At 69.9% G+C, this 18,890-nt stretch carries 23 protein-coding genes; 8 read left to right on the top strand and 15 right to left on the bottom strand.

Annotation, left to right across the window (positions count from 1 at the left end; translation table 11 throughout):
- Positions 1-49: 49 nt before the first annotated feature.
- The 7 genes from HNR51_RS23675 to HNR51_RS23645 all read right to left on the bottom strand — a co-directional run bounded on the left by HNR51_RS23675 (position 50) and on the right by HNR51_RS23645 (position 5,149).
- Positions 50-244 carry a type II toxin-antitoxin system HicA family toxin gene (locus tag HNR51_RS23675; protein ID WP_182556560.1) on the bottom strand — a complete coding sequence of 65 codons (195 nt, stop codon included), beginning with the start codon at positions 242-244 and terminating at the stop codon, positions 50-52.
- 85 nt (positions 245-329) lie between these two features.
- Positions 330-557: a DUF1902 domain-containing protein gene (locus HNR51_RS23670; RefSeq protein WP_141950292.1), complete on the bottom strand. Its 228-nt coding sequence runs from the start codon at positions 555-557 to the stop codon at positions 330-332.
- A gap of 74 nt (positions 558-631) precedes the next feature.
- Positions 632-835 carry a DUF1902 domain-containing protein gene (locus HNR51_RS23665; RefSeq protein ID WP_182556559.1) on the bottom strand — a complete coding sequence of 68 codons (204 nt, stop codon included), beginning with the start codon at positions 833-835 and terminating at the stop codon, positions 632-634.
- A gap of 103 nt (positions 836-938) precedes the next feature.
- The gene (serA, locus tag HNR51_RS23660; protein WP_182556558.1) at positions 939-2,546 is read right to left on the bottom strand and encodes a phosphoglycerate dehydrogenase; all 1,608 of its coding nucleotides are present in this window, start codon (positions 2,544-2,546) and stop codon (positions 939-941) included.
- 161 nt (positions 2,547-2,707) lie between these two features.
- On the bottom strand, positions 2,708-3,883 hold the full coding sequence (locus tag HNR51_RS23655; protein ID WP_182556557.1) for a phosphoserine transaminase: 1,176 nt from the start codon (positions 3,881-3,883) through the stop codon (positions 2,708-2,710).
- Between the two features lie 174 nt (positions 3,884-4,057).
- Positions 4,058-4,777, bottom strand: a complete 720-nt coding sequence (trmD, locus tag HNR51_RS23650; RefSeq protein ID WP_182556556.1) for a tRNA (guanosine(37)-N1)-methyltransferase TrmD — start codon at positions 4,775-4,777, stop codon at positions 4,058-4,060.
- Positions 4,778-4,837: 60 nt separating this feature from the next.
- Positions 4,838-5,149 (bottom strand): hypothetical protein, encoded by a 312-nt coding sequence (locus tag HNR51_RS23645; RefSeq protein ID WP_182556555.1) that lies wholly within the window; start codon positions 5,147-5,149, stop codon positions 4,838-4,840.
- 107 nt (positions 5,150-5,256) lie between these two features.
- Between HNR51_RS23645 and HNR51_RS23640 the strand changes: the two genes are divergently transcribed.
- A complete protein-coding gene (locus HNR51_RS23640; protein WP_182556554.1) occupies positions 5,257-5,991 on the top strand; it encodes a class I SAM-dependent methyltransferase in 735 nt (244 codons plus the stop codon).
- A gap of 68 nt (positions 5,992-6,059) precedes the next feature.
- Positions 6,060-6,854, top strand: coding sequence for a bestrophin-like domain (locus tag HNR51_RS23635; RefSeq protein WP_182556553.1), 795 nt, complete (start codon positions 6,060-6,062; stop codon positions 6,852-6,854).
- 43 nt (positions 6,855-6,897) lie between these two features.
- On the opposite strand, the gene rimM is transcribed toward HNR51_RS23635, so the two are convergent.
- From rimM to HNR51_RS23610, 5 genes are all read right to left on the bottom strand, one after another.
- The gene (gene rimM / locus HNR51_RS23630; RefSeq protein WP_182556552.1) at positions 6,898-7,572 is read right to left on the bottom strand and encodes a ribosome maturation factor RimM; all 675 of its coding nucleotides are present in this window, start codon (positions 7,570-7,572) and stop codon (positions 6,898-6,900) included.
- Positions 7,573-7,634: 62 nt separating this feature from the next.
- A complete protein-coding gene (gene rpsP / locus HNR51_RS23625) occupies positions 7,635-7,997 on the bottom strand; it encodes a 30S ribosomal protein S16 (RefSeq protein ID WP_012452566.1) in 363 nt (120 codons plus the stop codon).
- Positions 7,997-8,344, bottom strand: coding sequence for a chorismate mutase (locus HNR51_RS23620; protein WP_012452565.1), 348 nt, complete (start codon positions 8,342-8,344; stop codon positions 7,997-7,999). Before HNR51_RS23620 ends, rpsP begins: the two co-directional genes overlap by 1 nt.
- Positions 8,341-9,903, bottom strand: a complete 1,563-nt coding sequence (ffh, locus tag HNR51_RS23615; protein ID WP_182556551.1) for a signal recognition particle protein — start codon at positions 9,901-9,903, stop codon at positions 8,341-8,343. Before ffh ends, HNR51_RS23620 begins: the two co-directional genes overlap by 4 nt.
- A 16-nt stretch (positions 9,904-9,919) precedes the next feature.
- Positions 9,920-10,141, bottom strand: coding sequence for a glutathione S-transferase (locus tag HNR51_RS23610; RefSeq protein ID WP_182556550.1), 222 nt, complete (start codon positions 10,139-10,141; stop codon positions 9,920-9,922).
- Between the two features lie 340 nt (positions 10,142-10,481).
- Between HNR51_RS23610 and HNR51_RS23605 the strand changes: the two genes are divergently transcribed.
- The 3 genes from HNR51_RS23605 to HNR51_RS23595 all read left to right on the top strand — a co-directional run bounded on the left by HNR51_RS23605 (position 10,482) and on the right by HNR51_RS23595 (position 13,529).
- Entirely contained in the window at positions 10,482-10,946 is a 465-nt protein-coding gene (locus tag HNR51_RS23605; protein WP_182556549.1) for a hypothetical protein, read from the top strand.
- 386 nt (positions 10,947-11,332) lie between these two features.
- The gene (locus tag HNR51_RS23600; protein ID WP_182556548.1) at positions 11,333-12,418 is read left to right on the top strand and encodes an aromatic ring-hydroxylating oxygenase subunit alpha; all 1,086 of its coding nucleotides are present in this window, start codon (positions 11,333-11,335) and stop codon (positions 12,416-12,418) included.
- A gap of 49 nt (positions 12,419-12,467) precedes the next feature.
- Entirely contained in the window at positions 12,468-13,529 is a 1,062-nt protein-coding gene (locus HNR51_RS23595; protein WP_182556547.1) for an MBL fold metallo-hydrolase, read from the top strand.
- Between the two features lie 6 nt (positions 13,530-13,535).
- Here the strand turns inward: HNR51_RS23595 and HNR51_RS23590 are convergent, their stop codons facing one another.
- The 3 genes from HNR51_RS23590 to hslV form a co-directional block, all read right to left on the bottom strand.
- Positions 13,536-14,426, bottom strand: a complete 891-nt coding sequence (locus tag HNR51_RS23590) for an EamA family transporter (protein ID WP_182556546.1) — start codon at positions 14,424-14,426, stop codon at positions 13,536-13,538.
- Positions 14,427-14,428: 2 nt separating this feature from the next.
- Positions 14,429-15,742, bottom strand: a complete 1,314-nt coding sequence (hslU, locus tag HNR51_RS23585; protein WP_012452558.1) for an ATP-dependent protease ATPase subunit HslU — start codon at positions 15,740-15,742, stop codon at positions 14,429-14,431.
- A 106-nt stretch (positions 15,743-15,848) separates the two neighbouring features.
- Positions 15,849-16,409, bottom strand: a complete 561-nt coding sequence (hslV, locus tag HNR51_RS23580) for an ATP-dependent protease subunit HslV (protein WP_041371019.1) — start codon at positions 16,407-16,409, stop codon at positions 15,849-15,851.
- Between the two features lie 304 nt (positions 16,410-16,713).
- On the opposite strand from hslV, the gene motA reads away from it, so the two are divergent.
- The 3 genes from motA to HNR51_RS23565 are packed head-to-tail and all read left to right on the top strand — an operon-like array spanning position 16,714 to position 18,889.
- Entirely contained in the window at positions 16,714-17,589 is an 876-nt protein-coding gene (gene motA / locus HNR51_RS23575; RefSeq protein ID WP_012452556.1) for a flagellar motor stator protein MotA, read from the top strand.
- Positions 17,590-17,601: 12 nt separating this feature from the next.
- Positions 17,602-18,609: a flagellar motor switch protein FliM gene (locus HNR51_RS23570; protein ID WP_012452555.1), complete on the top strand. Its 1,008-nt coding sequence runs from the start codon at positions 17,602-17,604 to the stop codon at positions 18,607-18,609.
- Positions 18,593-18,889 (top strand): hypothetical protein, encoded by a 297-nt coding sequence (locus HNR51_RS23565; RefSeq protein WP_012452554.1) that lies wholly within the window; start codon positions 18,593-18,595, stop codon positions 18,887-18,889. Before HNR51_RS23570 ends, HNR51_RS23565 begins: the two co-directional genes overlap by 17 nt.
- The last annotated feature ends 1 nt before the right edge of the window (position 18,890 follow it).

Below are 18,890 nucleotides of genomic sequence, written 5' to 3'. Positions count from 1 at the left end.
CTTCAGGCGGGGCCGTTCCGAGGCATACGGCTGGAAGATCGGTGACGGATCAGAAAGCCTTGGGCAAGCCGGCCTGCTTCAGGATGCCGTTGGCGGTGTGACGCGATTTGATCGCACTGTCCACGACGACCGTCCTGCCTGTCTCGTCGTTGCGCCAAACCTCATGATCTCCGCGACCGCTCCGCAGGAATGCATAGCCTTGCTGACGCAGCAGCTTTTTCAATGCCGGAGTGTAGTCGGTCACCTGTCACGGCCCTCACGAACCTTGGATTGTCCGTTAATGGCACAGGTGGGGCACCGGCGTGTTGACGCTAACTCAAGCTGTTCGATCAGGCGGCTTGCACCCGGACGCGATCGTGGGCGTAGGCGATCAGGTCGACCTCGATATCCATCGCGGTCTCCACCTCAAGCAGATCTTGGATCATCCCCGGCAGCTTGCGGCGGAGGGCTTCCAAAGTGTCAGCCTCGGTGACGAGACCCGGCACATCGGATTCCTGCACGAACCAGACGTCCGCTTCGTCGTCCCAGGCGCAGCGTACGACAACGTGCCGGTTCATCGCGGATCCCTCATGATGGATCGGAGGATGACCGCGCGATGTGCATCGCGCAATCCCTCCGATCGGACATCCTCTTATCGCTTCACCCGTTCGACGTAGATGTCGAGATAGGCGCTGTCGTCGAGGTCCAGCAACTCGCGGATCATGCCGGGCAGCTTGCACAGCAGGGCCGGCATGGTCGGCGCCTCGGTGGCGAGGCCCGGCACAGGCGAATCGTGGACGAAGAAGACGCCGGCAGCCTCGTCCCAGGCGCAGCGGACGGTGAGTTGGCGGGCCATCGCGCGATCCTCATGTTCAAGGGGGGAGGGGGCCGGCGCGGCAGGCGCCGTGCCGTCGCTGTCGAGGGGGCGGTCGGGATCGTCCGCCCGGGCCTTGCCGGCCTTAGAATCGGACGAGGCGAACACGTTTCACCTGCGGGATCGTCTCGATCGCCTTCAGAACCTCGGGGGAGACCTCGGCATCCACCGCCACGAAGGCGATGGCGTTGCCGCCCTCGGCTTCGCGACCGAGCGCGAAGGTCGCGAGGTTGACGCCCGCATCGCCGAGCACCGAGCCGAAGCTGCCGACGAAACCCGGCTTGTCGTGGTTGCGCACGTAGAGCATGAGCGGCGCGAACGGGGCATCGATGCCGATCCCGCGGATCTCGATCACCCGCGGCTTGCCGTCGTTGAACACGGTGCCGGCGGCGTCGCGCGGCATGTCCTTTGCGTCCACGGTGATGCGCACCACCGATTCGTAGTCGCTCGCCCCGCCCTCGCGCTTGATCTCGTCGATGACGATGCCGCGGTCCCGGGCGATCACCGGGGCCGAGACCATGTTCACCTCCTGCAGGATCGGGCGCAGCACGCCGGTCACCGCCGCGGAGGTGAGCGCCCGGGTGTTCATCCCGGCGACCGCGCCCTCGTAGGTGATGCGGATGCCCTTGATCGGCGCTTCCGTGAGCTGGCCCAGGAACGAGCCGAGCTTCTCGCACAGAGCGACGAAGGGCTTGAGCCGGGGCGCCTCCTCGGCCGAGATCGAGGGGAAGTTGATCGCGTTGGTGATGGCGCCGCTGAGCAGGTAGTCGGCCATCTGCTCGGCGACCTGAAGCGCCACGTTCTCCTGCGCCTCGGCGGTCGAGGCGCCGAGATGCGGCGTGCAGATCACGTTCGGATGGCCGAAGAGCGGGTTCTCCGTCGCCGGCTCGGTGACGAACACGTCGAGGGCCGCGCCCGCCACGTGCCCGGAATCGAGGGCCGCGCGGAGCGCCGCCTCGTCGACGAGGCCGCCGCGGGCGCAGTTGACGATGCGCACGCCGCGCTTGGTCTTGGCGAGGTTCTCTTCCGAGAGGATGTTGCGGGTCTTGTCGGTGAGCGGCACGTGGAGCGTGATGATGTCGGCCCGCGCCAGAAGCTCGTCGAGTTCGACCTTCTCGACGCCGATCTCGACGGCGCGCTCCGGTGTCAGGAAGGGATCGTAGGCGACGACCTTCAGCTTCAGCCCGATCGCCCGGTCGGCGACCACGGCGCCGATATTGCCGCAGCCGATGACGCCGAGCGTCTTGGCCGTCAGCTCGACGCCCATGAAGCGGTTCTTCTCCCACTTGCCGGCCTGCGTGGAGGCATCCGCCGCGGGGATCTGACGGGCGAGCGCGAACATCAGGGCGATGGCGTGCTCGGCGGTGGTGATCGAGTTGCCGAACGGCGTGTTCATGACGATCACGCCCTTGGCGGTGGCTGCCGGGACGTCGACGTTGTCGACGCCGATGCCGGCGCGGCCGACCACCTTGAGCCGGGTGGCCTGGGCGAGCAGCTTGCCCGTCACCTTGGTGGCGGAGCGGATGGCGAGACCGTCATAGTTGCCGATGATGGCGGCCAGCGCCTCCTTGTCCTTGCCGAGGCCGGGCTGGAAATCGACCTCGATGCCGCGATCGCGGAAGATCTGGACGGCGGCGTCGGACAGGGCGTCGGAGATGAGAACCTTCGGTTTGGACTGGGTGAGCTTGGGCATGGTGGGCACCTCGCGTCAGGCAGGCGCGCAGGATCGCTCGCTTCTCGGCGAAGCGTTGGCCGGTTCACGCAGAACTCGGAACGGGAGACCGGCGGATCGCTGGAACGCGTCGATAAGCAAATGGCCGGTCTCGCGACCGGCCATCAGGACGTCTCAGAGCCTCAGGCCGCCGCGGCGGCGAGCGCCGCCTTCTCCTGGGCGAAGGCCCAGTCGAGCCAGGGCGTGAGCGCCGCGAGGTCGGAGGCCTCCACGGTGGCCCCGCACCAGATCCGCAGCCCGGCCGGGGCGTCGCGGTAGGCGCCGAAGTCGAAGGCGACGCCTTCCTTCTCGAGCCGCGTGACGATGCCGGCGGCGACCTTCTTGACCACGTCGTTGCCCTTGGCGAGCACGTCCGGATCGGTGATCACGAGGCAGACGCCCGTGTTCGAATAGGTCGCCGGATCCACCGCGAGGTGGCCGATCCAGGGGGTGCGCGCCACCCATTCGTGGACCACCCGGGCATTGGCGTCCGCCCGCGCGTGGAGCGCGTCGAGACCGCCGATGCTCTCGGCCCATTTCAGGGTGTCGAGGTAATCCTCGACCGCGAGCATCGAGGGCGTGTTGATGGTGTCGCCCTTGAAGATGCCCTCGATCAGCTTGCCGTCCTTGGTCAGGCGGAACACCTTCGGGATCGGCCAGGCCGGCGTGTGGCTCTCCAGGCGCGCCACGGCGCGCGGCGAGAGGATCAGCATGCCGTGCGCGGCCTCGCCGCCCATCACCTTCTGCCAGGAATAGGTGACGACATCGAGCTTGTCCCACGGCAGCGGCATCGCGAAGGCGGCCGAGGTCGCGTCGCAGATCGTGACGCCCTCACGGTCGTCGGCGATCCAGTCGCTGCGGGGCACCTTCACGCCGGCGGTGGTGCCGTTCCAGGTGAAGACGACGTCGTTGTTCTTCGTGTCGATCGCGTCGAGCTCGGGCAGGATGCCGTGCTCGCCGACATGCACGATCGGATCGATCTTGAGTTCCTTGAGCGCGTCGGTGACCCACTCGGCGCCGAAGGAATCCCAGGCCATGACCTCGACGGTCTTGGATCCGAGCATCGACCACATCGCCATCTCGACGGCGCCGGTGTCGGAGCCGGGGACGATGCCGATGCGGTATTCGGCGGGAACGCGCAGGACCTTGCGGGTGAGTTCGATGGCCTCGGCGAGCTTGGCCTTGCCGGCGGCCGAGCGGTGCGAGCGGCCCAGCGCCGCGCCGGAGAGGGCATCGAGGCTCCAGCCGGGACGCTTGGTCGTGGGGCCGGACGAGAAATAGGGCACGCGCGGGCGCGCGGCGGGCATTTGAGCCGTCATGTCAGCCATCCTTCCAGATGAGCGCCTCCCGTTGGGGGGAGGTGTCCCGCCGCCGGCAATGACGGATCGCGCGCCGCAATGCAAGCGGCGTTTTCAAGGATTCAGGTCCGCGTGTGCTGCAGGCAACAGAAGGATATGTCAGTTCTCGGAAGAACAGCGGCACAGAAAATCGATCTAGGATTCGTCCCTCTGCAGCAGGTCGGGCCGGCGCGCCCGTGTCAGCGCGCGGCTTCGGTCGGCCCGCCAGCGGGCGATGGCCGCGTGGTTGCCGCCAATCAGCACGTCGGGAATCGTGCGCCCCTCCCATTCCCGCGGGCGGGTGTAGTGCGGATATTCGAGCAGGCCGCCCTCGAAGCTCTCCTCCACGCCGGAGGCGTGCTTGCCCATCACCCCGGGCAGCAGGCGCACGCAGGCATCGATCAGCACGAGCGCGGCGATCTCGCCGCCCGAGAGCACGTAGTCGCCGATGGACACCTCTTCGAGGTTGCGGGCCTCGATCACCCGCTCGTCCACGCCCTCGAACCGGCCGCAGACGATGATCGCGCCGGGTCCCTCGGCCAGCGCCCGCACCCGCGCCTGCGACAGAGGCTTTCCACGCGGCGACATGAGCAGGCGAGGCCGGGCGTCGTCCGCAGGCGTCGCGGCGTCGATGGCCGCGCCGAGCACGTCGCAGCGCAGGACCATCCCGGCCCCGCCGCCGGCCGGCGTGTCGTCGACGTTGCGGTGGCGACCGAGCCCGTGCTCGCGGATCTGCCGCGGCTCCAGGCTCCACGTTCCGCGGGCGAGCGCGTCGCCCGACAGCGAATGGCCGAGTGGGCCGGGGAACATCTCCGGATAGAGGGTGAGGACGGTCGCCCGCCAGGGCGCGGCGTCCGGGACGATGGGCTCGCTCATGCCGCTTGATGGCGGCGCGCGCGAGGCCGGTCAACGGAGGCGGCGCGGCGGGCGATCGCGTCAGCGCCGGGCCACCGGCGCCCGCCGCTTCGGCCCGGCGGACCGCTGGCTCTTGAGCCGCCGGTGCGGCCGCGGATCGACGCGGCGCTCGGCCGGGTCGATGCCGGGCTCGACGCCGGGGCCGGCGAACGGCTCGGCGGTCCCCGAAGGCCGGTTCACCGTCGAGAGCCCGAACGGATCGGGCGAGCCCATGGGAAGACCGACCGTCGCGCCGGGCATGCCCTGCGCCTGGGCGAGGCGTGCCGGCAGGAGCGTCAGCGCCAAGGCGGCGGAGGCCGCGAGGACGGGCCTGTGAAAGAGGGGATTGTGCATCGGACTCTCGCGCGCCTCGGTTCGGGCCTGCCTCGACGCAACGACCCTCGCCCGCGAAGGTTCGCTCGCGCCGGGGCGATCCGCCGCCTCGCGCGTTGACGCCCGGCATGACCCGTTTCGCCGCCGCCGCTCTCCTCCTTCTGTCCCTGCCGGCCCTTGCGGCCGAACCGCTCGCGCCGCCCGGTGCGCCGGCCGGGCGCTTTCCGATGCCCGACCGGCCAGTCGCCGAGATCGTCGCGCCGCAATGGGCGCACGAGCGCCAGCGGGACAAGGCCGACGAGGTCGGCCAGGTCGCCCGGCTGATGCGGATCGCTCCCGGCGAGACGGTGGCCGATATCGGCGCAGGCAGCGGCTACTATGTGTTCCGCCTGAGCCCCCGCGTCGGACCGGCGGGACGCATTCTCGCGCAGGACATCACGCCGGATTACCTGGCCGATCTCGAGCGCCGGGTCTCGGAAGCGGGGCTTGCCAACGTCACCGTGGTGCGGGGCGAGGCGCACGACCCGCGCCTGCCGCCCGGCTCGGTCGATGCGGCGGTCCTCGTCCACATGTACCACGAGATCGCCCAGCCCTTCGGTCTGCTCTGGAACCTCGCTGCCGCGATGAAGCCCGGCGGCCGAGTCGGCATCGTCGATGCCGACGCGATCCCCTCGCGCCACGGCACGCCGCCCAAGCTCCTGCGCTGCGAACTCGCCGCGGTCGGTTTTCGCGAGGTGTCGATGACGCGGCTGAAGGGCGGGGTCGGCTATCTCGCGGTGTTCGAAGCCCCGGCACCGGAGCGGCGGCCGGAGCCGGAGGCGATCCGTCCCTGCCGGGACGCGGCGACGCGGGAGACGCGCTGACTGCTTTTACCGAATCGGAGGGTTTGGCGGTCACGCTGGCGGGCCCCGTCCCTTCGATCGATCCCGCGATGATTCTCGGCCTCTGGCTCGACCAACCGGTCTGGCTGATGTTCACCCTCGTGGCGGGTGTCTTCCTCACGGTCTGCCTCGTCCTGAGCCTGCTCACCAACCTGCCGTGGACGCGGGGCGGGATACGCCTCCTCGCGACCGGAATCGTGCCGCCCTATATCGGCGTCGTCGCGGTTCTGCTCGCCCTGCTGACCGGCTTCGTCGCCAACGATGCCTGGGAGCGCCAGCGTCAGGCCAGCCGCGTGCTCCAGGCCGAGCGCTCGCACGCGCTGGCGGTCTACGATCTCAGCATCGCCTCGGCGCCGGACATGAGCGGCCTGCGCACGTCGCTGTTCGCCTATCTCGATGCCGTGGTGAAGGAGGAATGGCCCTCCATGGCCGCGACCGGCGCCTCGGCGCCCGCGGCGGGTCAGGCGCTCGGTCGCCTGCTCCAGAGCGCAGCCGACCCGCGCACCGCGGCGGAGGCGGGGGAGGCGACGCACGCGGCCCTGCTCGAAGCGGTGATGCAGCTCCGCTCGGCCCGCAGCGAGCGCCTCGCGCTCAGTGCCGCCCGCAGCGACGAGAGCAAGTGGCTGACGCTGCTCGTCCTCGCCGTGCTGACGCTGACGGCGATCGCCCTGGTGCATGCCGAGCGCCCGTTCGCGCAGGCCACGACGCTGTTCCTGTTCTCCGCCGCGATGGTGACCACGCTGGGCGTCGTCGCCCTGCACGAGCGCCCCTTCGACGGCCCCCTGGCGCTGTCGTCCGAGCCGATCCGCCTCGCCCGTGCCGCCATGGAGGCGGGCGGACGGTAGGGGACAGACGCATCGTCCGGGATTCGGTATCCGGCGCGGTGCCCTAGCCCGGATCGTCGGCGGGCTTCGGCCCCGGCGGGGCGAACAGGTCCTCGGGCGGATTGGCCACGACCTTCCCGCCCGCGAGATCGAGGGTCGGCACGAAGGCCTTGGTGAAGGGCAGGAGCGCGGTCGGTCCGCCGGCCGCCGGGCGGATCTCGAGCAGGTCGCCGCCGCCGTAATTCGGCACGGCGACGATGGTGCCGATCACCGTGCCGGCCTCGTCCTCGACGGCGAGGCCGATCAGGTCGGTGAGGAAGAACTCGTCCTCATCCTCCGCCTGCCCCAGGCGCTCGCGGGCGATCGCCAGGGTGATGCGATTGAGCGCTTCCGCGCCGCTGCGGTTGTCGACCCCCTTCACCCGCACGATCAGCAGGTCGGGCGAGCCGCCGGGAGCGGGGCGGGCGTCTTCGAGTTCGAGGGTGCGGCCGTCCGAGGCGTGCAGGGGGCCGTAGCCCGCGATCGCCAGCGGTTCGCCGGTAAAGGATTTCAGCCGGACCTCGCCGTGCAGCCCGTGCGGCCGGCCGAATTCGCCGAGCAGGACGAGGCTCGGATCGGGGGAGGCGGGCTTCGGAGATTTGTCCGGTGTCTGCGGCCTGCGCGCCGAGGTCACCGCCTGCGGTGCGAGGCGGTCGGGCCGCGCGGGTCCGCGCGATGACGATCCGGGGCGGCGGGCCATGCAGCGTGCCTGTCTCGAGCGGCGAGAGGCCCTCCCCCATGAATGGGGGAGGGCTGAGCGGCTTACGCCGCGGCGTCTTCGGCCGGAGCGGCGGCCTTCTCGGCGCGCTTGGCGGCGCGCTCCTTGGACTTCTCGCCGGGCTCCGCCTTCTGCGGGTTGTTGCGGGCCGGGCGCTTGGCGAGGCCGGCGGCATCGAGGAAGCGCAGGACGCGGTCGGTCGGCTGCGCGCCCTTGGCGAGCCAGGACTGGATCTTCTCGTTGTCGAGCACGATGCGGGCCGGATCGTCCTTGGCCTTCATCGGGTCGTAGGCGCCGACCTTGTCGATGAAGCGGCCGTCGCGCGGGGCGCGGGCGTCGGCGACGACGATGCGGTAGTAGGGGCGCTTCTTGGCGCCGCCGCGGGTGAGACGGATCTTGAGGGACATCAGTCGTTCCTTTCGGTGTCGTGTTTCGAGGCGGTGTTGTGATCGACGCTTTCGGCGATCGTCCGGTGGTGCCGAATGACTTCCTTGACCACGAAGGCCAGGAACTTCTCGGCGAAATCGGGGTCGAGCTTGGCTTCGACCGCGAGATTCCTCAGGCGCTTGACCTGACGCGCCTCCCGGTCCGGATCGGAGGGAGGCAGGCCCTTGCGGGCCTTCAGCTCGCCGACCCGCTGGGTGCAGCGGAAGCGTTCGGCGAGCAGATGGATGAGCGCGGCATCGAAGTTGTCGATGCTCTCGCGCAGGCTTGCCAGCTCGGGATCGATTCCTTGCGCGGACAAGATCGTCATTTCTTCTTACCCGGCAGGAAGCCGCCCAGCCCCGGCAGCTTCGGACCGCCCAGGCCCGGAAGCCCCGGCATCTTTCCGCCGCCCAGGCCCGCCGGCATCGGCGGCAGCTTGCCGCCGAACTGCTTCTCGATCTCGGCGATCTGCTCCGGCGTCGGCTCGGGCATGCCCGGGGGCAGCTTCATGCCGCCGGGAAGGCCGCCCGGCGTGCCGCCGCCCAGCCCGAACATGTTGCCCAGCGCCTGGCCGATGCCGCCGCGCTTGCCCGATCCCATCGCCTTCATCATGTCGGCCATGGTCCGGTGCATCTTGAGGAGCTTGTTGATCTCCTCGACCTTCACGCCGGCGCCCGCCGCGATGCGCTTCTTGCGGCTGTTCTTGAGGAGGTCGGGGTTCTTGCGCTCCTGGGCCGTCATCGAGGAGATGATGGCGCGTTGGCGCTTGAACATCTTCTCGTCGAGATTGGCGCCCTCGACCTGCTTCTTGATCTGCCCCATGCCGGGCAGCATCCCCATCAGGCCGCCGATGCCGCCCATCTTCTCCATCTGGGCGAGCTGCATCGACAGGTCTTCGAGGTCGAACTTGCCCTTCCGCATCTTCTCGGCGGTGCGCAGGGCCTGCTCGTGGTCGATGGTCTCGGCCGCCTTCTCGACGAGCGAGACGATGTCGCCCATGCCGAGGATGCGGTTGGCCACCCGCTGCGGGTGGAACTCTTCGAGCGCGTCGACCTTCTCGCCGACGCCGACGAGCTTGATCGGCTTGCCGGTGACGGCGCGCATGGAGAGCGCCGCGCCGCCGCGGGAATCGCCGTCCATGCGGGTCAGGACGATGCCGGTGACGCCGAGCCGCTGGTCGAAGGCCCGCGCCGTGTTCACCGCGTCTTGGCCGGTGAGCGCGTCGGCCACCAGCAGCACTTCGTGCGGGTTCGTCGCCGCCTTCACCTCGGCGGCCTCGGCCATCAGGCCCTCGTCGACGGTGGTGCGGCCGGCGGTGTCGAGCATCACCACGTCGAAGCCGCCGAGCCGGGCGGCCTCCATGGCGCGCCGGGCGATCTGCACCGCCGACTGGCCGGCGACGATCGGCAGGCTCTCGACCTCGACCTGCTTGGCCAGCACCGCGAGCTGCTCCATCGCCGCGGGGCGACGGGTGTCGAGGGAGGCGAGCAGCACCCGGCGCTTCTCGCGCTGGTTCAGGCGGCGCGCGATCTTGGCCGTGGTGGTCGTCTTGCCCGAGCCCTGGAGGCCGACCATCAGGATGGCGACGGGGGCGGGGGCGTTCAGGTCGACGACGCTGGCATCGGTGCCGAGCATCGCGATGAGCTCGTCGTTGACGATCTTCACGACCATCTGGCCGGGCGTCACCGACTTGAGCACGACGGCGCCCACCGCCTTCTCGCGCACCTTGTCGGTGAACGAGCGCACCACTTCGAGCGCGACGTCCGCCTCCAGCAGGGCGCGGCGCACCTCGCGCATGGCGGCGGTGACGTCGGCTTCCGTCAGCGCGCCGCGGCGCGTCAGCCCGGAGAGAATGCCGGAAAGGCGGTCGGAAAGGCCTTCGAACATGCGGGTTCAGAGGTCCTTACTGGTGGAGGCCGGCATTGGCCACGCGGCGCGCGCGCAGCGCATCCTCGAAGGCCGCCACCGCGCGGGCGAACTTGTCACGGCAGGCCGCGTCGCAGAAGCCGACCACCGCGCCGTTGTAGAGGGTCAGCGCCTCGGGCACGATCGGCTTGCCCGACCAGGGGCAGAGGTCGTTGACCGCATCTTCGATGCGAAGGGTGGTGTCGTTCGCGGGCGCCATGGCAGGGCTCGTTTGACGCTTCGGCGAATGTACGGCAACGACAAGGGCGCCCGAGGGCGCAGACGCGCTGTCGGACGTTGACCTCCGGCCTCTCGGGCCGGTCGGCGGCTCATCGTGACGTTCGAACGTCGAAATGGAAGCCGGGCGGATAGGCCCTGAGCCCGTTCAAGTCAATCCCGGGGCCCTTCCCGCATCGTTCCGAGCGTGGCCACCGAGGGCCGGCCGGCGGGCGCCATGTGCCCGCAAAGGACGTAACCGGAAGGTTAAGCTTTACCCTTCGTTAAGCATGTTCGGCTCTGATGCCGTCGATGCACCGCTGGAGGTGCCCGAGGACTACCCGATGTCGGAACCCGCGCGACAGGCCCCATCCCCCGAGACCGGTCTGCGGTCCTCGCCCAGCAGCGCGCCGCTACGGGATTGGCTCGCCGCCATGCGCGCGACGGCGTCCGAGACCCGGTCCGTGGAAGGGCGCGGCGCGGAACCCGCCATCGCCGAGACGGACGTCGAATCGCGCATCAGCGGCTGGTCGCCCCGCCTCGTCTCCGCCGCCGCGAAATCGGCCGAGGCCGCCGACGAGGACGTCGCCGAGATCATGGCCGAGAACATGATGCTGAAGGCCCGGCTCCGGCTGGAGGCCGAACGCCGCGACGAGCTTCAGGTCATCCTGGCCCAGGAGATCCGCGAGCTGCGCGCCCACATCGCCGAGGAAGTCGGCAAGATGGAGGATCTGCGGGCCGAGCGCGATCTGTGGCGCGCCCGCTGCGAGGCCCTGGCCGCCCCGCTGTTCCAAGTCCAGCAGCGCTGAACCAAGTCCAGCAGCGCTGAGCGCCTTCCGACACCCCGAACATGCGAAGGGCCGCCCCGATGGGGGCGGCCCTTCCATTGTCGAACCGGTCAGTCCGACGAAACCTGTCGTAATCCCGCGAATGCGTTAGGCGCACACGCCGGAGGTAACGGTCCAGGCCTTGGTCGTCGGCGACGGCTGATGACAATGAGACACTGGATCACCTCCTTTCGTTCGTTGCGGATGAGCCCAAGGTAGGGAGGAATTCCGCCGCGCGAAAGGCCCCTCGCGGCCGATCCGGTGCGTTGTCTCGCCGCGGTGCACAATGTGGCGCTCACGCCCCTGCTGGCCGACCGGCGGCGGGAGGCCTAAAGAGGGCGCCCGTCAGCATCGGGCTTCTCGACATCATGTCCTCCGCCGCCGCCCCGCGCGTTTCCACCGACGACGCTCTCGATCCGCGTGCCATGCGCGAGCCGCTGCCGAACGCGTGGTACTGCGCCGGCCAAGCCTCCGCGGTCGCGGGCGGGAAGATGCGGGCGGTGGCGCTCAACGGCGAGCAGGTGGTGCTCGGCCGGGGCAAGGACGGCGCCCTGTTCGCGCTGCGCGACCGCTGCCCTCATCGCGGCATGGCGCTGTCCAAGGGCAAGTTCGACGGCGACACGCTGATGTGCCCGTTCCACGGCTGGCGCTTCGGCACCGATGGGCGCTGCCGCGACGTGCCGACCCTTTCCGAGCACGATGCCTCCGACTTCTCGCGCATCGCCGTGCAGCGCTTTCCCATCGTCGAGAGCGCCGGCTTCCTCTGGGTCAACCCGCATCTCGGCCCCTCCAACCCGGAGGCGGTGCCGGCGGTGCCCTCGCTCGATTTCGAGCCGGCGGGCTGCCTCGTGCTCGAACTCGAGGTCGAGGCCTCTTTCGACCTGACGACGCTCAGCCTTGTCGATCCCGGCCACGTCGCCTTCGTCCACGACACGTGGTGGTTCCGGCCCTCCAAGGAGCTGCGGGAGAAGGTGAAGACCTTCCAGCCCGTGCCGCACGGCTTCGTCATGACGAGCCACGCCACCACGACGAGTTCGCCGGTCTACCGCCTGCTCGGCGGCGCGCCGGAGGTCGAGATCGAGTTCCGCCTGCCCGGTGTCCGGCTGGAGCGGATCAAGGCGGGTACGAAGCGGGTGGCGAACTACACCTTCGCCACGCCGATGGGCCCGAACCGGACCATGCTGACCAACGCGCTCTACTGGAGCATGCCCGCGCTCAACCTGCTGAAGCCGATCGCCCGGCCGCTGATGCGCCAGTTCCTGACCCAGGATCAGCAGGTGCTCCAGCACGCGCAGGCCGGCCTCGACCGCAAGCCGACCATGGTGCTGCTCGGCCAGGGCGATCTGCCCTCGCAATGGTACTTCCGCCTCAAGCGCGAGGCCCTGGAAGCCGCCCGCGAGGGTCGGCCGTTCGCCAACCCGCTGACGCGCCAGGAGCTGCGCTGGCGCTCCTGAGGCCCCTCGCCGCGCTTGAACCGCAAGGCGGGCGGGCCATCTTGGCCGTATGAAGAAGCGTGGCCTGCTCACGGTCGCCAGCGCGGCCACGGTGATGACCCTTGGCGGCGTCGGCTATGCCGCCCATCGCCGGGGCCGGAACCCCTATTACCGCGGGCCCAAGAGCGATCATTTCGACGGCCTGCGCTTCCACACCGCCGACCAGCCCCCCGACAAATCCCTCGGCGACCTCGCCCGCTGGCGCCGGACCGGCAAGCCCGAGGCTTGGCCGGCGCGCTTTCCGAGCCCGTTTCCGGCGGACAAGCCGCCGGAGCGGGTCGAGGACTTTCGCGTCGTGCTGATCGGGCATGCGAGCTACCTGTTCCAGGTCGCCGGCCGCAACATCCTGGTCGATCCGGTCTTTGCGCGGCGCGCGAGTCCGGTCCGCTTCGCCGGCCCGAAAAGGGTGAACCCGCCCGGTATCGCCTATGCGGATCTCCCGCCAATCGACGCGGTGCTGATCACCCACAACCACTACGACCATCTCGACGGCCCCACCGTCGCCCGGCTCTGGCAGGACCATCAGCCGCTGATCGTGGCCCCCCTCGGCAACGACGCGATCCTGCGCGGCTACGACGAGACGATGCATGTCGAGACCCGCGACTGGGGCGAGTCGGTCGATCTCGGCTCGGGGATCAGCGCGCACCTGACCCCCGCCAACCACTGGTCGGCCCGCGGCCTCAACGACCGGCGCATGGCGCTGTGGTGCGCCTTCGTGCTGACCACGCCGCGCGGGGTGCACTACCATGTCGGCGATACGGGACTGGGCGACGGCACGATCTTCCGCGAGATCCGCGCCCGGTTCGGCCCGCCCCGGCTCGCGACCCTGCCGATCGGCGCCTACGAGCCGCGCTGGTTCATGCAGCCCCAGCACATGAACCCGGCCGACGCGGTGGAGGCCCTGCAATTGCTCGGCGCCGATCAGGCGCTCGGGCACCACTGGGGCACCTTCAAGCTCACCGACGAGGGCATCGAGCGTCCCGTCGAGGCGCTGGCCGAGGCGCTGACGGCGGCCGCGTTGCGGCCGGAGCGGTTCCTGGCCTTGCGGCCAGGACAGGTCTGGGAGGGGTAGAGGGCTTCAAGCGGCCGCATCCTCCTCAGACTTGCTCTTGTCAGGCTTGCGGCCCGCCAGCGTGATCCCGGCGGAGGCGGCCACGATGCAGCCGATGGCGCTTCCCTGCACCGGGGTCAGGCGCTCGCCGAGGAGCGCCAGGGCGGCCAATGCCGCGACCGCCGGCTCCAGGCTCATCAGCACGCCGAAGGCAGGGCGGGGCAGGCGGGTGAGGGCGAACATCTCGAGCGAGTAGGGCAGGGCGCTCGACAGCACGGCGATGACGAGGCCCGTCGCCAGGGTCGCGGGCGTAAACAGCTCCGTGCCGGCCTGACCGATTCCCACGGGCGCGACCACGACGGCGGCGACCAGCATGCCGAGGGATACCGCCCGCCCGCCGCCGGCGCGGCCGGCACGCTGGCCGAAGACGATGTAGGCGGCCCAGCACAGGCCTGCGCCGAGGGCGAGGGCCGCGCCCGTCGGGTCGAGGGTGGGGGCGTCGCCGAGCGGCAGGAGCAGGCCGAGGCCCAACACTGCGAGGCCGATCCAGGCGAAATCGATTCCGCGGCGCGCGCCTGCGAGCGCCACGGTGAGCGGGCCGGTGAACTCGATGGCGACGGCGATCCCGAGCGGGATCGTGCGGAGCGCCAGATAGAACAGCAGGTTCATCAGCCCGAGCGCCGCGCCGTAGAGCGCGATGGCGCCGAGATCGCCGCGTTCCGGACCGCGCCGCCAGGGTCGCCAGACCGCGAGCAGGATCAGCGCCGAGAAGCCGACACGGAGCGCCGTGACGCCCGCTGCGCCGACGACCGGAAACAATCCCTTGGCGAGTGCTGCACCGCTCTGGATCGAGACCATCCCCGCGACCAGAGCGAGGATGGGCAGGGCGACGTCGGACGCGTCCGGCCGTGCCGGCACGGTCAGAGGATGAAGCGGCTGAGATCCGTGTTGGCGGCCAGATCCGCCACCCGCTCGCGGACATAGCCCGCATCGATCGGCACGGTCTCGCCCGAGCGGTCGGTGGCGGTGAACGAGATCTCGTCGATCACCCGTTCCAGCACGGTCTGGAGGCGGCGGGCGCCGATATTCTCCACCGAGCCGTTCACCTCCACCGCCACGCGGGCGAGCGCGTCGATGGCGTCCTCGGTGAAGTCGAGGGTGACGCCCTCGGTCTCCATCAGCGCCACCGTCTGCTTGATCAGGCTCGCCTCCGTCGCCGTGAGGATCTGCTTGAAATCCTCCACGGTCAGCGGCTGCAGCTCGACGCGGATCGGCAGGCGGCCCTGCAATTCGGGGAGCAGGTCGGACGGCTTCGAGACGTGGAAGGCGCCGGATGCGATGAACAGGATGTGGTCGGTCTTCACCGGCCCGTGCTTGGTCGCCACCGTGGTGCCCTCGATCAAGGGCAGCAGGTCGCGCTGCACGCCCTCGCGGGACACATCGGCACCCGAGCGGCCCTCGCGGGCGCAGATCTTGTCGATCTCGTCGAGGAAGACGATGCCGTTGTCCTCCACCTCGCGGATCGCCTCGCGGGTGAGCGCGTCGTCGTCCACGAGCTTGTCGCTCTCCTCGGCGATCAGCGGCGCGTAGGCGTCGGCGACGGTGATGCGGCGCGGCTTGCCGCGCTGGCCGCCCAGCGCCTTGCCGAGCATGTCGGAGATGTTGATCGCACCCATGGAGGCGCCCGGCATGCCGGGGATCTCGAACATCGGCATGCCCTGCGGACCCGACGGGGCGAGTTCAATCTCGACCTCCTTGTCGTCGAGTTCGCTGTTGCGCAGCTTCTTGCGGAAGCTCTCGCGGGTCGCCTGGCTCGCGGTCGGGCCGACGAGCGCGTCGAGGATGCGCGACTCGGCCGCGGCCTCCGCCTTGGCTTTCACCGCCTTGCGCTTCTCCTCCCGCGTCAGGCCGATGCCGACCTCGACGAGGTCGCGCACGATCTGCTCGACGTCGCGACCGACATAGCCGACCTCGGTGAACTTGGTCGCCTCGACCTTGAGGAAGGGCGCGCCGGCCAGTCGCGCGAGGCGGCGGGCGATCTCGGTCTTGCCGCAGCCGGTCGGGCCGATCATCAGAATGTTCTTGGGCGCCACCTCGTCCCGCAGCGGACCTTTCAGCTGCTGGCGGCGCCAGCGGTTGCGCAGCGCGATGGCGACCGCGCGCTTGGCGTCCTTCTGGCCGACGATGAAGCGGTCGAGCTCGGAGACGATCTCGCGGGGAGAGAAGGTGGTCATCGGGCTCCTGCGGCCGATTCTTTCAGGACTTGGCGGGGCGGCACGAGGCCACCCCCTGACCGTCGATCTAAGCGGGGCTGGGCTGGCTTTCCAGAGAGCGCGGCCTTCAGCCCGCGTCGAGGGCTTCGATCACGAGGTTGCCGTTGGTGTAGACGCAGATCTCGGCAGCGATCTTCATCGACCGGCGCACGATCGCCTCGGCGTCGTGCTCCCCGTCCTCCAGCGCGCGTGCGGCGGCGAGCGCGAAGTTGCCGCCCGATCCGATCGCCATCACGCCGGTCTCGGGCTCCAGCACGTCGCCGGATCCGGAGAGCAGCAGGCTGACGTCCTTGTCGGCCACCAGCATCATCGCCTCCAGGCGGCGCAGGTAGCGGTCGGTGCGCCAATCCTTGGTGAGTTCGACGCAGGCGCGGGTGAGCTGGCCGGGATACTGCTCCAGCTTGGCCTCCAGCCGCTCGAACAGGGTGAAGGCGTCGGCGGTCGCGCCCGCGAAGCCGCCGATGACGCTGCCCTTGGCCAGCCGCCGGACCTTGCGGGCATTGCCCTTCACGATGGTCTGGCCGAGGCTGACCTGTCCGTCGCCGCCGATCACGACGCGGCCGCCCTTGCGGACCATCAGGATCGTGGTGGCGTGCATCTGCGGCAGGCGATCGTCGGTCTGGGCCAAGGAGGCGCTCCGGTTCGTTTGAAACTGGTTCGAGAACAGCCGAGGATGAGGGGCGCTCATCCTCGGCCGCCCTCGCGACGGCGAGGCGGCGGTCGTCCGCCGGATGCGATACCCCCGGATATCGGCCGGGCGTATCGCCGCTCATGATGAGCCTTCAGTTATGCGCTCGTGTGCCCGGCTCCAAGCGGGGGCGCCGCATCGCTCCAAAAAGCTCCGCGCAAGCCACCGCCCGTATTCGCTCGGGGAGAAGGGCCGCCGCGCGTCGGTACCCGTCCCCGCAGCGGTGTCCCCCCGGAGCCTCCCCATGGGAATCCTCGTCGGCCTCGTCATCGCGATTGGCTGCATGCTCGGCGGCTTCGTCGCCATGGGCGGGCACCTGATCGTGATCTGGCAGCCCTGGGAATTCGTCATCATCGGCGGCATGGCGGCGGGCACCTTCGTCATCGCCAACCCGCTGAAGGTCGTGATGGATTCCGGCAAGGCGACGATGGAGGCCTTCACCAACAAGGGTCCGAAGCGCCAGGACTTCCTCTCGCTGCTCGGGCTGCTGCACGCCCTGATGCGCGAATTGAAGACCAAGCCGCGCAACGAGGTCGAGACGCATTTCGACGATCCGGCCAATTCCGAGATCTTCAAGAACTATCCCGATGTGACCAAGGATCAGGATCTGCTCCTGTTCATCTGCGACTATTGCCGCCTGATCCTGATCGGCAACGCCCGCTCGCACGAGATCGAGGCGCTGATGGAGGAGGAGATCGGCACCCACAAGAAGTATCGGCTCAAGCCCTACGCCGCGATCAACACCGTGGCCGAGGCGCTGCCGGCCCTCGGCATCGTCGCGGCGGTGCTCGGCATCGTGAAGGCGATGGGCGCGCTCGACCAGTCGCCGCAGATCCTCGGCGGCCTGATCGGCGCGGCGCTGGTCGGCACCTTCTTCGGCGTGTTCGCCTCCTACGGCGTGCTGGCCCCGCTCGCCATCAAGGTGAAGGGCGTGCGCGAGAAGCAGTGTGCCCCCTACACCATCGTGAAGCAGAGCCTGATCGCCTACATGAACGGCGCGCTGCCCCAGGTCGCGATCGAGCACGGTCGCAAGGGTATCGCCGGGGCCGACCGCCCGACCATCGACGAGGTCGAGAGCGCCACCGTGCCGGGCGCCCGCGCCGAACCGGCTGCGGCCTAAGGGTTTTTCCAGATGGACGAGACGCAAGCCTCCGACGCGGCGGCCGAGGCGGCCGAGGCGACCCCGGATTCCCGGCCCGAGCTGCCCCCCTTCGTCACGGCCACGAAGCCCGCGAGCGATCTCCGCGCCCGCATCCAGGAGGCCGGCGGCCTGTCGCTCGACCGGCTGCCGATGCTGAGCGTGGTGTTCGACCGCCTCGCCACCGCCTGCAGCGATGCGGCCAAGCACTTCGCCGCCTCCTCGACCTTCTACTCGCTCAGCGGTGTCGAGAGCGGGCGCTTCGGCGAGTTCCTCGACGCCTACGACGCCAACGCGGTGGTCGGCATCTTCCACGCGGCGGAATGGGACGGGCACGTGCTCGTCGGGCTCGACCGCGACTTCCTCTACACCATGGTCGAGGTGCTGTTCGGCTCCGACGGCTCCGAGCCGCCGGTGGAGGACGAGCGCACCTTCTCGGCGATCGAGCTGCGCATCGCGCAGATGGTGTTCGAGCAGGTCGGGAAGGCGCTGGAATCCTCCTTCGGCCTCGTCTCGCAGACCGCCTTCCGCCTGGAGCGGACCGAGACCCGGATGGAGTTCGCCGTCATCGGCCGGCGCTCCAACAAGGCGGTACAGGCCAAGTTCCTGTTGCAGGCGCTCAACCGCGGCGGCGAGATGTTCCTCATCATCCCGCAGACGGTGCTGAACCCCCTGCGCCCGGCGCTCGCCAAGGTGCTCACCGGCGAATCCGCCGCCCGCGACCCGCGCTGGGCCCAGCAGATCGCCGCGGAGGTCCAGAAGACCACCGTGCGCCTGCGGGCGGTGCTGGAGGAGCGCCACCTGACGCTCGGCGAGATCGCCGGGCTGAAGGTCGGGCAGGTGCTCACCCTCGACGCGACGCCCGCGACGCGGATCAAGCTCGAAGGCAACGACCGGCCGCTGTTCTGGTGCCGGGCCGGCCAGTCGCAGGGCGCCTACGTCCTGCGGGTGGAGGACGCGATCAATCCCGAGAAGGAGGGCGGCCATGGGCTCCTTGGTTGACGGCGTACTGCTTGTCGCGCTCGTGGCGACGAGCGCCTGCGTGGTGCCGATGTACCTGAAGCTCAAGCGCCTCGACCGGACCCAGGCCGAGTACGGCGCGGCGGTCGCCGCCTCCGGCGTGGCGCTGACCCAGGCCGGGGAGGCGGTGCGCTCCTTCAAGGAGGAGGGCCGCGAGGTGCTGGACGCGCTCAGCCTCAAGATCGAGGAGGCGCGGGCGGTGCTGGACGCGCTGGAGGCCTCGCGCGCCGCCCTCGTCGCGGCGCGCTCCGAGACCGCGTGAG

Origin of the sequence: Methylorubrum thiocyanatum, assembly GCA_014138645.1 — a bacterium.
Taxonomy (GTDB): Bacteria; Pseudomonadota; Alphaproteobacteria; order Rhizobiales; family Beijerinckiaceae; genus Methylobacterium; species Methylobacterium thiocyanatum.
The sequence above is the reverse complement of the archived record's forward strand: the minus strand, read 5'-3'. Positions and strand labels throughout refer to the sequence as shown.

Excerpts from the sequence above, each read along its gene's own strand:
- HNR51_RS23655 (WP_182556557.1), bottom strand. The coding sequence starts at position 3,883 with ATGACGGCTCAAATGCCCGCCGCGCGCCCGCGCGTGCCCTATTTCTCG.
- HNR51_RS23600 (WP_182556548.1), top strand. The coding sequence starts at position 11,333 with ATGTCCTCCGCCGCCGCCCCGCGCGTTTCCACCGACGACGCTCTCGAT.
- HNR51_RS23640 (WP_182556554.1), top strand. The coding sequence starts at position 5,257 with ATGACCCGTTTCGCCGCCGCCGCTCTCCTCCTTCTGTCCCTGCCGGCC.
- HNR51_RS23595 (WP_182556547.1), top strand. The coding sequence starts at position 12,468 with ATGAAGAAGCGTGGCCTGCTCACGGTCGCCAGCGCGGCCACGGTGATG.
- hslU (WP_012452558.1), bottom strand. The coding sequence starts at position 15,742 with ATGACCACCTTCTCTCCCCGCGAGATCGTCTCCGAGCTCGACCGCTTC.
- HNR51_RS23610 (WP_182556550.1), bottom strand. The coding sequence starts at position 10,141 with ATGGCGCCCGCGAACGACACCACCCTTCGCATCGAAGATGCGGTCAAC.
- HNR51_RS23645 (WP_182556555.1), bottom strand. The coding sequence starts at position 5,149 with ATGCACAATCCCCTCTTTCACAGGCCCGTCCTCGCGGCCTCCGCCGCC.
- motA (WP_012452556.1), top strand. The coding sequence starts at position 16,714 with ATGGGAATCCTCGTCGGCCTCGTCATCGCGATTGGCTGCATGCTCGGC.
- HNR51_RS23570 (WP_012452555.1), top strand. The coding sequence starts at position 17,602 with ATGGACGAGACGCAAGCCTCCGACGCGGCGGCCGAGGCGGCCGAGGCG.
- trmD (WP_182556556.1), bottom strand. The coding sequence starts at position 4,777 with ATGAGCGAGCCCATCGTCCCGGACGCCGCGCCCTGGCGGGCGACCGTC.
- ffh (WP_182556551.1), bottom strand. The coding sequence starts at position 9,903 with ATGTTCGAAGGCCTTTCCGACCGCCTTTCCGGCATTCTCTCCGGGCTG.
- HNR51_RS23670 (WP_141950292.1), bottom strand. The coding sequence starts at position 557 with ATGAACCGGCACGTTGTCGTACGCTGCGCCTGGGACGACGAAGCGGAC.
- HNR51_RS23605 (WP_182556549.1), top strand. The coding sequence starts at position 10,482 with ATGTCGGAACCCGCGCGACAGGCCCCATCCCCCGAGACCGGTCTGCGG.
- HNR51_RS23635 (WP_182556553.1), top strand. The coding sequence starts at position 6,060 with ATGATTCTCGGCCTCTGGCTCGACCAACCGGTCTGGCTGATGTTCACC.
- rimM (WP_182556552.1), bottom strand. The coding sequence starts at position 7,572 with ATGGCCCGCCGCCCCGGATCGTCATCGCGCGGACCCGCGCGGCCCGAC.
- HNR51_RS23620 (WP_012452565.1), bottom strand. The coding sequence starts at position 8,344 with ATGACGATCTTGTCCGCGCAAGGAATCGATCCCGAGCTGGCAAGCCTG.
- rpsP (WP_012452566.1), bottom strand. The coding sequence starts at position 7,997 with ATGTCCCTCAAGATCCGTCTCACCCGCGGCGGCGCCAAGAAGCGCCCC.
- serA (WP_182556558.1), bottom strand. The coding sequence starts at position 2,546 with ATGCCCAAGCTCACCCAGTCCAAACCGAAGGTTCTCATCTCCGACGCC.
- HNR51_RS23665 (WP_182556559.1), bottom strand. The coding sequence starts at position 835 with ATGGCCCGCCAACTCACCGTCCGCTGCGCCTGGGACGAGGCTGCCGGC.
- HNR51_RS23565 (WP_012452554.1), top strand. The coding sequence starts at position 18,593 with ATGGGCTCCTTGGTTGACGGCGTACTGCTTGTCGCGCTCGTGGCGACG.